The sequence below is a fragment of the Bacteroides sp. MSB163 genome, from assembly GCF_036416795.1.
In the GTDB taxonomy this organism is placed as follows: Bacteria; Bacteroidota; Bacteroidia; order Bacteroidales; family Bacteroidaceae; genus Bacteroides; species Bacteroides maternus.
Map to the genome: position 1 here is coordinate 488,328 of NZ_CP143867.1, position 14,322 is coordinate 502,649.

Consider the following 14,322-nt stretch of genomic DNA (forward strand, 5'->3'; position numbering starts at 1 on the left):
GTATTTCAGGTGACGCTATAGGTGACGCTATTTTATCATTTTCCTCATAATAAATCTCTTTTCTATCAAACCGCAATATTTCATGAATCCATATATATCACTGATTATCAATTAAAAGGGATAGCTCTGTCGGTAGCTTTCAAAGGCGTGAGCCTTTGGAAGACGCAGATTCATAATCATGAGGTCCCCGGTTCAATCCCGGGTCCCGCTACAAAGAAAATTTAGACTGTTAGGAGGCTTCCACTCTTGGCGGTCTTTTTTGTTTTTTTGCCTCAATTGGTAGCAGGTGACGCTATAGGTGACGCTAATTATCCCCCCGTTGGGGGTACCCGATTCCGTTAACGGAATACGTAAGAGGTCTGTAAAAAAGCAAGTAATATATGTGTATAAATTCCCTTTTTGTACAAGGAAAATTTATCGCTGATTATCAAGGCACTACAAAGTATCAATTTCTTGTCGACAAACTCCTAACTTCCTGCAAAAGGGGAAATAGCGAATACTCCGGTTTCCTTACACCGCATGATTGATAGAACGACTAGTCCAAAATGACAAAATGTCAATAGTATCGTCTTACGTTTCTTTCTTTCGCATCAATGCTGCTGTGATGCAGGAAAACGCAAGGATTTTCTATTAAGTAAATACTACATGATGCATAATAATATCATAAAGCGTCTTTTCGGAAGAAAACTCAATCTGCCTCATCCTTATTAATCATAAATTGGACAGATTTCTAAAAAAATGATTATTGGGCTCCGTTGCTTATCCTCTTCAAAATAGAGAAATATCACCTGTCTTTCGGAGGGGCTACACCCTTTTTCAGTGATGGCGTCACCTTGTTATGAATAAGGTGTAGCCCTGTGAAGTAAAGGGTGTAGCCTTAATATATGAAAGAGTATTTATTTTCGCAGAAAAGATAGTCTGTTTGGGTGAAAAAGATCATGTAATTATATAAGATAGACCATCTGTTGCATGCAAACAGATGGTCTGATTCTGACAAACTAAGGTTTCAATCTTCTGGAAACACCTTTCTGGCCGAAAGCCTTATTACCAATAATGAGAAAAAGCAGACATAATGCAACAAAACACCCTATCTGGCTATCCTATTGTCACATCGAGTCAGAAATGGAAGTTCCAACATAAATAAAACAGCTGATGAAACTATTTCAACTTTAAATTACTTCTTACAGCCGCAGCAGCGGGCTCACTTGGTGTAACGGATTTCCGGGTACAATAATCAAATTCTGCTGATTTATCACCGCTGAATGACTTCCATTTCAGTTTCAACTTAACGGTTTTACCTTCCGTATCAGGCAATTCGTCCAACTTAAAGGCAACCAGACCATCACCCGTTTCCCCATACGTATCGCCATACGCATTGTGGCGGAATTCCACTTCATAAGGATTCTCCGGATTCTGCCCCAACAGTAAGTTTACAAAATGCTTTTTGTTACCTCCCCATACAGTCCTGAAACGAAGTGTCAGATAGCCATCCTCTGCGAGAGTCACCCAGTCATTTACTATTTCCACAGGATCTGTGCCATATATTTCATCATTTTCTTCTCCCAAATCCGGTGCAATAGGCTTTGTCAGGATACTGTCTATCCAGTTTATATGCACGACTTTCGTGTATTCACCACTGGCTTCGTCCACTTCACTGTAATTCATCAATGCTCTGACCTCTTTGTCTCCAAAAGGAGAGGTTTTCACATTGGTCGGTAATAAGGTCGTCTTATCATCCAACTGCAAGAAAAATACTCCATCAGCAGCTTCCTTCACTGTCACAAGAGCATTAGGATACCTCAGGTAATAAGCGTTATTGTCGTCGTCGTCCAGGCAGGACTGAAAACCTATAGAAGTGGCTATTACTGTTGCCACGGCAAGTGCTTTACTAAATACTGAATTAATTTTCATAATGTACTTCCTCTAATTAAATGTTCAAAATAACTTCTTTGTATTAGAGAAATAACAAATTAGAAAAAAGACTGCATAACATATTGTTAATTAACAATAATGTCTATTATTTCCAAATCATCCGGCACGTGTACCACACCGAAAAATTCCTGAGCTGCTTCTTCCGTATAACACGCTTTACGCATATTCAGCATCTTATCTTCCGTATGATATAACAACAGATTCTTCACTTTCAGTTCTTTCGCCAGCTTCCCGGCATCCAGTGCCGTACTATGGTGTTTCTCATAAGGTTTGAATATATCACGGTCTTTATACAGACAGAAAGCCTCGCACAACAACCAGTCAGCCCCTTCCACATAGGGACGATTCTTCTCATTATAAGGTTCATCTCCAAGACAAACCAGCGATTGGCCATTCGGCAATGTGGTACGAAAACCATATTGTTTCTCTTTAGTCGATCCTATATCAAAAGATTGTAGTTTTAACTCTCCTGCTTTAAATATCTCTCCGTCCTTAACCTCACAAAGTTCAATACCATTTCCCAAATACTGTACTATTTTCTTAGGCAACGTCATCCGGCAGATCCAATCCAGAACTTGTAATACTTTATCATGTCCATACACCCGGAAGACTCCTGCATATTTCCCACTTTGCATCCGTTGTGCTACCATCCGGATTACCCATACCGCACCCAATATATGATCCGTATGAGCATGTGTCACAAACATATCATGAATACGTTCAATGGCGATACCGGCTTTCTCCAACTGAGCCAATATTCCATTTCCTCCACCGGCATCCACAAGCAGCACATTTTCAGCTGTCCGGATTGCAAAGCAAGTATTATAACATCTGGTAACACCTGCATTACCTGTACCTAACATAATAATCTGAGTATTCTTCATCTACTTAATTCTATAATTACGAAATCTGAGCCACAAAGATAAACAGAATATGCCATTCTATAAGGAGAGCTTTGATCTTTCCTTATAGAATGGCATATTTATAACAGTATAGTAAAGTATATAATTACTTACTGAAATCTCTTGGAGCCGGAACAGGCGGCAATGGTTTACGGTTCTGCAACTCCTTCATTACTTCTTCAATAGCTTTATTGAGCTGTTCATCTTCACCGTTCCATTCCTTCACAGGATCGTTATCAATCAAGATATCCGGATCGACACCATGATTTTCAATAATCCACTGGCCTGTTTTCGCATCATAGCTGGTGAAGAAAGGAACACGGATATCCGTACCATCCATATAAGGCAACGGTCCGCTGATACCTACAATACCACCCCAGGTACGGGTACCGATTAGTTTACCAAGCCCCAATGCACGGAAGCCCCACGGGAAGAGATCACCATCAGAAGCGGAATATTTATTAATCAAACAAACCTTCGGCCCCACTTGCACAGCATCGGGTATAGTGCCGACACGCTTCGTACCACGTCCCATCGTCAAGCGGTAAGGTTCGCGAGACAAACGTTCCAGAATCATAGGAGATACATTACCGCCACCATTAGCACGATCGTCTATAATCAGACCTTCCTTGTCGAGCTGCGGATAGAAATAACGGGAGAACTCGTTCAGACCTTCCGGACCCATATCAGGAATATAGATATAACCAATACGTCCATTGGATGCCTTGTCCACCTTCTTCAGGTTATTCTGTACCCAGTTATAATGATAAAGAGGATATTCATTTTCCAGCGGACTGATGACAATCTTTCTTGCACCTGCCAATTGCGGATTGCTGTTCAGCGAGATTTCTGTCGGCACATCAGCCTTTCCTACCAGTAAAGCATAGATATTCTTCACCGTATTCGTCGGTATACCGTCAATGGCGACAATGTATTCCCCGGCCTTAGCCTCAATACCCGGTTCAGTAAGCGGAGAGCGCAGTTCCTTACTCCAGGAAGCACCGGGAAGTATCTTTTCCAAACGGAAGAAACCACTCTTATCTGCCGATACCTCAGCACCCAGCAAACCAGTCTTGATACGTGCCGGTTTATCCGTTTCACCCGGATTGACGTATGCGTGCCCGCAGTTAAGCTCACCAATCATCTCTCCAATGATATAGTTCAGGTCAAGACGCGTCTTTGCATAAGGCAGCAGAACAGAATATTTCTGTTTGATTGCTTTCCAATCCACACCATGCATATTCTCCAGATAAAAACCATCACGATAAGCACGCCAGGCCTCATCGAAGATTTGTGCCCATTCCTTGGGGTAATCTATCGTAATGGACATATTATCCATATTGACAGGCGTACTCAGATTAGCCGCTCCTTCCGGTATAGCGGTTACATAAAGCTTGTTGTCCTTATAGAACAAAGCCTTTTGACTACCCGGAATAACCGTCATCATAGCACCATCGGCAACCGTTTCTTCTTTCTGACCTTCAAGATCGAAAAACTTCGTTCCGCCATTGCCCCAGTAATATACCTTCTTTCCGTTTGAATAGAAATTAGTATAATAAGAAGCCGACAATGGAAGCTTGACGATACGGTCGGTGATACCTTCCGGATCAAACTTGACGAGTGACGCAGAAGCTGTTTCCTGTTTCGCGTCTTTCTTTCCGGCAGTCTTTTCAGCAGCCTTCGGGGCCTCACTGTCACTCTTCACTCCGGCATCTTTCTGTATGAAAGGTGACGGGGTATCTTTCGAGAGCAAAGCAAGATAAACTCCATACATATTATTATAGACATGGTTCCATTCCAACCAGCCGTATGTAGGATTGAAATCGCGGGCAGATGAGAAAATCAGATACTTACCATCCGTACTGAATACCGGTGATGAAGAATTATACCACTTGTCCGTCACCGGATATTCCTTCTTTCCAGCAATATCATAGACATATACAACTGTTATTTCATTATCTGCATCACGGGTATAGGTCAGCCATTTGCTATCCGGTGAAAAAGTCACATCCTGCGGTTCCCCCATCGGGTCCTGCAATAGCATAGTCACCTGTCGTGAAGCTACATCCAGCAGATTGATCCGATTCTGGCGGTCGGTATAAACAATCTTTTTACTGTCCGGACTCCATTCGAAAGAGCGGATATACGTATCATTATTCTTGGTCAGCTGCACCGGATTACCTTCTACTGCATCCTGAAGATAAAGTTCTGTCTCTCCGGTAGCATCCGAAATATAAGCAATGTATTTTCCATCAGGAGACCATTGCGCATCACGTTCGTGGGCACCCGGAGTGCGGGTTATATTTTTCGTCACACCCTTAGTTGAGGGCAGATTAAAGACCTCTCCGCGGGCAGTTACCACCACCCGTTCTCCATCGGGAGATGCACTGGCAGCTGTCAGATATTTGGCTCCATTCTTTATGGCGCTGCGTGCATAGATATTATCCGAAGCAAGACTGATATTGACTTTCTCGGGCTGACGGGTGGCGGCATCCATCTTATAGATATAACCGCCGTTCTCAAACACAATGGTATTGCCGGAAGCACTCGGGAACTTCACATCATATCCGGTAAAGTCAGTAACCTTCGACGTCTGTTTTGTCTTCGTATTATAAACAAAGATATTCATAGTGCGGTCACGGTCGGAAAGAAAAAATATATCATCGCCTATCCACATGGGGAAGATATCCTGAGCAACATTATTCGTTATATTCTCCACTGATTTCTTTGCCGGATCGTATATCCAGACATCATCCGCCATACCGCCTTTATAATACTTCCAAGTACGGAATTCACGCATGGTACGATTGTAAGCCAGTCGCTTGCCATCGGGAGAATAGCTACAGAAACCGCCTTCGGGCAAAGGAATAATTTCAGGCATACCACCTTCCTGATTGACAGAATAAAGCTTACCGGAAAAACCGTCACTGATACGGTTACGATAAATGATCTGTTTGCCATCCGGTGTCCAGGTCATCACAATATTATTAGGTCCCATACGATCACCCAGGTCATCGCGGGAATTTGTCGCAGTATACGTCAGACGTTGCGGTTCTCCACCGGTTGCCGGGATGGTATATACTTCCGTATTTCCATCATACTGACCGGTAAAAGCAATCGTTTTGCCATCGGGTGAAAAACGAGGGAACATTTCGTAACCCACATGCGAAGTCAGGCGCTGCGCCTCTCCTCCTGTGACAGGCACTCTATACAAATCGCCTGCATACGAGAAAACAATCTCGTTCCCGTTCGTTGCCGGAAAACGCAATAAACGCGCTTCATCTGCTGCCGAAAGACAGACAGATACACCTACAAGGGCAAATAGGGATAAAAGTAATTTCTTATTCATGTTATTTGAATTTAGTCAACTTACAAAAGTAAGAAAAGAATAAGAATTATTGCAACGATCCCCCCGGATTATTAACAAACTCCCCCGGCTTTATGCCAAATTGTTTCTGGAAACACTTTGCAAAATACGACGGACTATTAAATCCTACCATATAGCATATTTCATTAATACGGTATTTATTTTCCGCAAGCAGGGCTGCCGCCTTCTTCAACCGCACTATCTGTATCAATTCATTCGGAGTGACATTAGCCAGTGTCTTTATTTTGGAAAACAGACCGGAACGGCTGATACCAAGCTGTTCAGCCAGGAAGTCAATTGTCAGTTCCGGTTCAGAGAAGTTTTGTTCGATAATCTCATTGATACGGGTCAGGAATTTATTGTCCACCGAGTTGCTGGCTATGCTGTTCAAAGGAACCATTGGCATTTTGGAGAACTTCTGGCGTAACAGATTACGCAAGTCAAGAAGATTCTTGATACATGCCTCCAGATATTGTACAGAGAAAGGTTTCTCAATATAAGCATCCGCACCGCAGTCCATACCCTCTATCTTAGAGTTCGTATCAGTTTTTGCCGTCAGCAATATGAACGGGATATGGCTGATAGCCTGATCCACCCGTAAAGCCTTGCAGAATTCCACTCCGTTCATGCGTGGCATCATCCAGTCACTCACAATCAAGGTGACCTCATGCTCCTTCAGTTTTTCCAACGCTTCCACCCCATCTTCTGCCGTCAGAATGGAATATTGAGCGGAGAAACTGCTTGAAAGGAAATTCAGCATCTCTTCGTTATCATCCACAATCAGCATCAACGGTTTGTCCTTAGAAGACACCACCGGCAAGGTTTCCGACAAGATATCCTCGGGTATTGCCGGATTGAGTACGCCTGCCTCCCCTTCCTGAGCCGTCACCCCGACTTGTTCAATAGGCAATGTCACTATAAAAGAGGAACCTTTATTGATTTCGGATTCCACCTCTATGCAACCGTTATGCGACTCCACAATGCTCTTCACAATACTGAGTCCGATACCCGTACCGGGTTTATTATCCATTGCCTGAAAGAAAGGCTTAAAGATTCTCTTCCGGTCTTCTTTACTGATACCAATTCCATTATCTGTTACTTTCACCACAAACGTATGTTGTTCCGGCTGAACAACACATGAGAGTACAACTCTATCCTTGGTATATTTGCTCGCATTCGTCAGCAGGTTACTTATCAGTTTGGTGATCGCCTCACTATCCACCATAGCCGTAAAATCAGCATCGGGATATTCCACTTCCAAATGCGCACCATGCTGGGTGATAAACGGTTTGAACCGCTCGCAAACCGCCTGTAGCAACTGGCGAATATTCTGCGAAGCATATTTCATGGTTATACCTTCCTGCTCCACCTTACGGAAATCCAGCAGTTGATTGACCAGGAACAGCAGTCGCTGACTATTGCGGTCGATAATATTCAGATCGTCCCGCAACACTGCCGGCATCGGTATGGACGATTTCATAATTTTCTCCAAAGGCCCAATGATAAGCGAAACCGGGGTGCGGATTTCGTGAGCTATCATCGTGAAGAACTTAATCTTAGCTTCATGCACTTCCTTCTCCTTGCTCACATTCAACTGATTGATTTCCGCAGTATGCTTCTTCTCCGTCCGCTTCAACAGGAAACGGATAAAGAAGGTCAGCGCTATACACACCAATATGAAATAAAGTATTTTGGAAGCCGTGCTCCAGTAGAAAGGAGGATGAATGGTTATCTTTAAATTTGCTTCCTGGTCGCTCCAAATCCCATCATTATTCGTGGCTTTCACCTTAAAAACATATGTTCCGGCAGGCAGATTGGTATAAGTAGCTTTATTCTGCGAACCTACATAATTCCAGTCTTTATCGAAACCTTCCAGCTTATAAGCATACTGGTTCTTTTCGGGTGTGCAATAGCTCAATGAAGCATAAAGAAGGCTGAATACATGGTCTTTATAAGACAAATCCAGTTCCGTCATCTGATTCAGAGCCTTTGGTAACTGTTTATCTCCTATCCGGATTTCCTTGTTGAAGATTTCCAATCCAGCGATAATGACCGGTGGAAGCACTTTATTCGTTTTTATCTGATAAGGGTAGAAAGCATTGAAACCATTTACCGAACCGACATATATCTTCCCGTCGGAAGCCTTCAAAGCTGCATTAGGCAGGAATTGTTCGCTCTGCAACCCGTCGCTGCGCGTAAAAACCTGACAACTCTCGCCGGGAGCATAACGAACCAGTCCCTTCGTCGTGGTCAGCCACAGCACACGCTGGTCTTCAACAATGCCGCAAATATTACGGCTGGGAATATCCAGAGGTATCGCTTCAAACCGGTCTTCTTCAGCATTATACTTGCAAAGCCCATTCATCATTCCCACCCACATATTCCCGTTGCCATCTATCAGCACGCAATTCACCTGATCGTTAACCAATGCACCGGGAGCATTGCTGTGCAGGTAGTTCTTCCAAGTCTTTTTATCCGGATTATGCTTAAACAAACCCTTCCCCTGCGTAGCAAACCAGATATTACCGTCGGCATCCTGATCGATATCGATGGTCAGCGATTCCAAGTCTTTGACGCGGATAAAATTGTCTTCTTCACGGTTATACAAGTTTATTCCTGCCATAGAAGTCACCCATATCCGCTTCTCCCGGTCACGGAAGATGGCGTAAGAACTGGTGCCGTCAAGTGTGGTCAAGTCTCCTCCTCTGGTGGTATATACCCTGAACGCGCCTGTTTTCGTATTCAGCACGTTGACTCCTCCCGTATAGGTGCCAATCCATAAATCGTCATCATCCATACAAAGAGCATGCACATTATGGTAAGAAAGACTGTTTCTGTGCTCATCGGGCATATAATGATTGAATTGTTTATCCTTGGGAGAGAAGCGGCTCAGCCCTCCATCGTCAGAGGCTATCCAGATATATCCAGAAGAGTCTTCACAAAAACGCCCGATAACGGTTCCGTTCACCGAATTGTAAAAGCGCGAATGGGCAAAGCATTCAAACTGCCCGGTATTAGGCGAAAGATAATTCACCCCACCGTAATAAGTCCCGACCCAGATTCCGCCTTCACGGTCTTTTACGATAGGATAGACAAAACGATTGGATAATGAATAAGGGTTTGTTTCATCTTCCGTGAACAGTTGATGTTCGCATGTAAGGGTATTAAACAGCAAAAGTCCGTCATCCGAACCTATCAATAGTTGGTGGGGAGCATATTCCATCAAAGAGTGGATATGTGTAGCCCACTTACCTTCCGACGGATGCAAATAAGTGATTGCCTTACCTGTATATCTGTCTATCTTCTGCAAACCGCATTCCCAGGTTCCCAACCACAGTGCATGTTCAGAGTCTTCGAGCATGACCAGAGAATTTGAGTCATATTGCCCCGCTTCGTAAGTGATAGGGAAAGGCTCGAATTTATTCTCCGCCTTATTCAGCTTGGACACAGTGGGACTTCCCCAATTAGTGACCGCCCAGATCTGATTTTCACTATCAATCAGCACACTCGCCATTAATCCATTGGCATCTTTAAATTCATAATGTTCCAGATAGTGCTTGGATATATTATACTTGAAAATACCTTGCCCTACTGTCGAGAACCACAAGTTGCCGTCTCTGTCTTCTGCAATATGATTCACATTACTCTTAATGCTGTCACCTTGGGCTGTCAATACTTTGAATAATTCAAAACTTTCCGTTTCATAATCAAAAATATAAACCCCGTCTTCTGTCCCTACCCAGATATTGTCTGTAGTATCGTAAAGAGAAGAGATATAATCATTAGACCCTTGCGGATTCAGATTATAAACCTTTATAGTGGTGCCGTCGTAACGGTTCAAGCCGTCATCCGTACCGAGCCACATAAAGCCATATTTATCCTGCATAATAGCACGCACAGAGTTGGAGGATAATCCATCTTCCACGGAAAAATGGCGGAACCCAAAATCAGTAGAAGCTGCCGGAAGCACCAACGGAATAATACCGGCTATTATAGCAAGGACAATCTTTTTCATTTCTCCACCAGATATTGATTGAACATAATTCCCATTACAATCAATGCAAGACCGATGTAAGTTGTAAACACAATCTGTTCACCCAATATGATTGCAATGAAGAATAAAGACAAGAAGGGAGATAAGTAACAAAGCTGGTTGACCAGTGCCGGATTGGATGTTTTCCGCATGGCAAGGCTGAAAAAGATGAAAGGAATACCCATTTCAAACCCGCCGACATATATACCCGACAAGATACCGGGCAATGTATTAAGGTGCACCCCCACTCTCACAGCTCCTATCAACAAATAAACCGTGCCGAACAGGAAACTCATAAACAGAGCGATACTACCATCTGTTTTATCTTTGAACTTATTGTTTATCATCCAATACATGGCCCACAGCAAAGCACTCAATGCCGCCAACAGCAAACCATGCACAGGTATATCCATACCTCCCGACTGCCCTGTACCAACTGAAATAAGTACCACTCCGCCCAGCGAAATGAACATGCCAATATATTTCTTCGGGGGTATGGGCTGATGGGCAAACAAGGCCAACAGAATAAGCAGCACAATAGGCCATGCATAGTTGATGGGCTGCGCTACTTGTGCAGGTAGCAGATCATAAGCCTTGAACAACACCAGATAATAAGCGACAGGGTTCAGCAATCCCAACAATGCAAAATATCCCCATTGGCGACCGGAAAGTTCCGACACCAGTCTCCACTTCTTCTGGAAAGTCAGCAAAAGGGCAAATATGACTAATGAAGTACAACTGGCTATCAGTAGCATCTCAAAATGAGTTAGATGCGTTAAAGCTATCTTAAAGGCAGTGGCTACAGTAGACCAACTAAGCACTGCAATGCAGGCATAAACAACGGCACTTGTACTGTTTTTCATCGGTTCATATATGTTTCTTTTGCAGACATCGTATTTATCTGTATGTTTATAAAGGATTGCTTCCCGTAACCCTGATGCGATATGGCCATTGAGCATCTTTCTCTCCCGGAGCGGGATTCATCCAATGCTCCGTCGGCGCTCCCATCACAACCAACCACAAGTGGGTCAGAGTTTGATTTTTTGGAGCTGTAAAAATAATACTTTTCCCGCTATTATCGCCCATTTCGCCATAAATAGATTTACCTTCTGCTGTTACAGCAACAAAACCATAACGCCAACCTGCCTTATCTGTATGGATTGCAGTATATCCTTCCTTTCCCGCTTCTCCACAAAAGTCCACTTTCAATTTCTCTCCCGGCTGAGGAATAGCCAAAGGAATAGCATTGAATCCATAATTTTCAGGACAATTCTCCGGTGCTATCCCATACCAACCATCCGGCTGAGCTATTAGCTGAGAAGTATATTTATTGGCATACGGGCGTGTTTCTTTCCAGACGCGCGGAAAATCCCAATTGATAAAGTGGCGATAAGTATCAAACATCTCGTCACAGAATTGTTTCTGATTCAAAGCAGCCAAACGTTTGTAGGTGATAACCGGGTCTTCTCCCCGCTTTCCCTGACGGTAAAGTTCGGCTATGATGGGAAGTCCCCGTTTCATGCCCCAATATTCCAAAACGTAAGGTGAATGATAAATATTCTCCATGTGGAGATAGGCCTTGTGAGTCAGTTTCATGAAAGCATCCCAATGATATTTTTCATCAGTAATCCATTCGGGATTAACCTGCCACAGCATCCATTGCGAAGTCATTTCAAAGAAACCGCATCCTCCCCAGGCTTCGCCCTGCCCATCGCAACTGATCTGTGCCTGAAAACTATGTCCCAATTCATGGGCGATGCAGTTCAATTTCTTATCTTGCACACGGTTGGGGGCAATCCATAAAGCACCAATTTCTCCGTCATAATCTCCACCATAGGCTGTGCCTTCCAGGGAATAGTTCAGCATCACCATCATGCGATACTTGTCGCACTTGGAACCGGGACGCGAGAACTCCAATGTATCACGGAAGAAACGGTAAAAGGTCTCCAACTTTTCCATCAGATTCGGTAAATCGACCTGCATATCGTGCCCTTCCAACTGAGGCGGATTGGATAAATCATTCCCAAACCCTTTTTCCCAGAAGATGACAAAGTTCTCTGTACAAGCCATACGGTGATAACTCCATTTACTTTCAGGATTTTGTAAGTCCATTCCCTGAAGGTCTTTGGGAATATAAAAGGCTTTGCCAACAGGTACCGGAGTATTCTGAGCTTCAGAACTACAGCTTATTAGTAAAAAGACCGACAGTAGTAAGATATATTTTCTCATTGTATTCTTTAATTAAGTAAAGGGTGATGGCTTCTGCCATCTCCCTTTATACTATTCATTATTCATACTTTCTGTTAATCCTCGTAAGGCTTTCCGTCAAGATTCGGGCACTTATTCAACTCATAACGTGGAACAGGCATCCAGTACATCTGTGGAGCAATGAACTTGCGCTGTTGTAATGGAGTCGTATTATGCTGATAGAGTAATGTCCCGTCTTTCAATTTATAAATCTTCAAACCGGTAGGCCAGTTGTCTTTAGCATAAGTCTCTTCCATTCTTTTCCAACGGCGAAGGTCGAAGAAACGCTGTCCTTCAAACATTAACTCTATCTTGCGCTCATATTCGTATTCAGCACGAATATCCGTTCCCGGAGCATCGGGCAGAAGAGCGCGATTTCGAATGTAGTTGATATACTTCAAAGCCTCAGCGTTATTTCCAAGTTCAATCTGACATTCAGCATAATTCAGATAGAATTCAGCTAAACGGAAAAAAATCCAGGGAGTGGTGTCCATAATGGTTTCACTATATTGGTCATAGTTCGGGTCTAAAAATTTACGCATATAGTAACCCGTCTGAGTAGCATTCCAGTATTCTCCATCAGTATAACTGGGAGATTGTTCCCCCGGAAGCACACCTTCCTCACCTGGTTCGTAGATGGCAATAGCATGGTTATCGTCACCATATCCCCACATGGCTCCATCATACAGAATATTGGCATAAAAACGCAGTTCACGACCTTTCCATGGCTGGATTTCTGTAGCTTCAATCGTTGCATCCTTATAGATAATCTGATTGGTTTCCGGATCTATACTCGGCAAGGAGATATTGTAGGAAGCTAAGCCCTCGACGGTGTATTCACTACCATCTTCCTTTTGGAAAGCATTGACGATGTCATAAGTGGGTAACCATACACCCCAACCATTATACCCATTGTAAGGGCCATTAGGTGACTGAAAAAGGTAGTGCAGAGCACTTCCGTAAGTACCTTTATTGTTATATAGTTTCTGGAAAATGATTTCCGGATTCTGCGTATTGTAGAACAAAGCAGCATACTCTTCGCTACTATTTACAGACGGCAGACTGTATATACTCAGGTCTATGATATCCTTACTTGCCTTAGCGGCCTCTTTCCACTTCTCAGTAGAAGGTGTTCCGAACAACGGGCTCGCCTTATAGAGCAATGTACGAGCCTTAACAGCCATAGCCGCCCCACGAGTAGCACGTCCAAAGTCATTACTACTTTCGTATTGTAAAGGTAGCTTTTCAATGGCAAGTTCACAATCTTTTACAATAAAATCCGCCACATCGTCCATCTCGGCACGAGTCTCCGCCCAGTCGGAATCAATATCAAAAGTGCAGTCTATCAAAGGCACTCGTCCGTAGAGCGAGTAAAGTTGATGATAGAAGAAAGCACGCAAGAAATAAGCCTGCCCGATGATATATGTCTTCCGGCTTTCATTACTTACATTAACGGGCACTTTGTCTATATTCTCAAGTAACTGGTTAACTTTCTTAATAGCACTATAATAGAAATTCCACGTATCACCTCTGGCGTCCGAGAAACCTACGTTGTAATTATCGCATGAAACATTGCCCAATGTATAGACTTCAGTTGCGTAACCAGTACGATGAAACAACTCATCCGTATAGCTACAGAAAGGCACACCGTTCTCATTTTCACCTTCTATGTATGTGTAGCAATTGTTCAGGAATGCTTCTGCCAAGTCCATGTTTTCCCATACTGCCGCATCACTGATTGAATCGTGTGGATTCAGGTCCAAGAAGTCTGAGCATGACACAGTACTAATGCTCAGCAAAGCCCAAATGACTCCTTTCAATATATTTCTTCTCATATCGTT

The 14,322-nt window shown here is 43.4% G+C and carries 7 protein-coding genes and 1 tRNA gene; 1 reads left to right on the forward strand and 7 read right to left on the reverse strand.

The features are described 5' to 3' along the window. Positions 1-114 precede the first annotated feature (114 nt). Positions 115-211 (forward strand) — tRNA-Pro (locus VYM24_RS01740). Between the two features lie 947 nt (positions 212-1,158). Here VYM24_RS01740 and VYM24_RS01745 read toward each other — a convergent pair. From VYM24_RS01745 to VYM24_RS01775, 7 genes are all read right to left on the reverse strand, one after another. Further along, positions 1,159-1,911, reverse strand: a complete 753-nt coding sequence (locus VYM24_RS01745) for a NigD1/NigD2 family lipoprotein (protein WP_330941314.1) — start codon at positions 1,909-1,911, stop codon at positions 1,159-1,161. Between the two features lie 86 nt (positions 1,912-1,997). Further along, positions 1,998-2,816, reverse strand: a complete 819-nt coding sequence (locus tag VYM24_RS01750; RefSeq protein WP_330941315.1) for an MBL fold metallo-hydrolase — start codon at positions 2,814-2,816, stop codon at positions 1,998-2,000. A gap of 124 nt (positions 2,817-2,940) precedes the next feature. Further along, positions 2,941-6,183: a S41 family peptidase gene (locus tag VYM24_RS01755; protein ID WP_291553857.1), complete on the reverse strand. Its 3,243-nt coding sequence runs from the start codon at positions 6,181-6,183 to the stop codon at positions 2,941-2,943. Positions 6,184-6,229: 46 nt separating this feature from the next. After that, entirely contained in the window at positions 6,230-10,216 is a 3,987-nt protein-coding gene (locus VYM24_RS01760) for a hybrid sensor histidine kinase/response regulator transcription factor (protein WP_291553860.1), read from the reverse strand. Next, positions 10,213-11,097: a DMT family transporter gene (locus VYM24_RS01765; protein ID WP_291553863.1), complete on the reverse strand. Its 885-nt coding sequence runs from the start codon at positions 11,095-11,097 to the stop codon at positions 10,213-10,215. The genes VYM24_RS01760 and VYM24_RS01765 overlap by 4 nt, the downstream gene beginning before the upstream one ends. Before the next feature lie 46 nt (positions 11,098-11,143). Then, positions 11,144-12,463, reverse strand: a complete 1,320-nt coding sequence (locus tag VYM24_RS01770) for a DUF6055 domain-containing protein (protein ID WP_291553866.1) — start codon at positions 12,461-12,463, stop codon at positions 11,144-11,146. Between the two features lie 74 nt (positions 12,464-12,537). Further along, positions 12,538-14,316, reverse strand: coding sequence for a RagB/SusD family nutrient uptake outer membrane protein (locus VYM24_RS01775; RefSeq protein ID WP_291553869.1), 1,779 nt, complete (start codon positions 14,314-14,316; stop codon positions 12,538-12,540). Positions 14,317-14,322: the final 6 nt, after the last annotated feature.

Bases quoted from the DNA above. Each gene is read 5' to 3' on its own strand.
- VYM24_RS01760 (WP_291553860.1), bottom strand. From the start codon at position 10,216: ATGAAAAAGATTGTCCTTGCTATAATAGCCGGTATTATTCCGTTGGTG.
- VYM24_RS01745 (WP_330941314.1), bottom strand. From the start codon at position 1,911: ATGAAAATTAATTCAGTATTTAGTAAAGCACTTGCCGTGGCAACAGTA.
- VYM24_RS01750 (WP_330941315.1), bottom strand. From the start codon at position 2,816: ATGAAGAATACTCAGATTATTATGTTAGGTACAGGTAATGCAGGTGTT.
- VYM24_RS01755 (WP_291553857.1), bottom strand. From the start codon at position 6,183: ATGAATAAGAAATTACTTTTATCCCTATTTGCCCTTGTAGGTGTATCT.
- VYM24_RS01770 (WP_291553866.1), bottom strand. From the start codon at position 12,463: ATGAGAAAATATATCTTACTACTGTCGGTCTTTTTACTAATAAGCTGT.
- VYM24_RS01775 (WP_291553869.1), bottom strand. From the start codon at position 14,316: ATGAGAAGAAATATATTGAAAGGAGTCATTTGGGCTTTGCTGAGCATT.
- VYM24_RS01765 (WP_291553863.1), bottom strand. From the start codon at position 11,097: ATGAAAAACAGTACAAGTGCCGTTGTTTATGCCTGCATTGCAGTGCTT.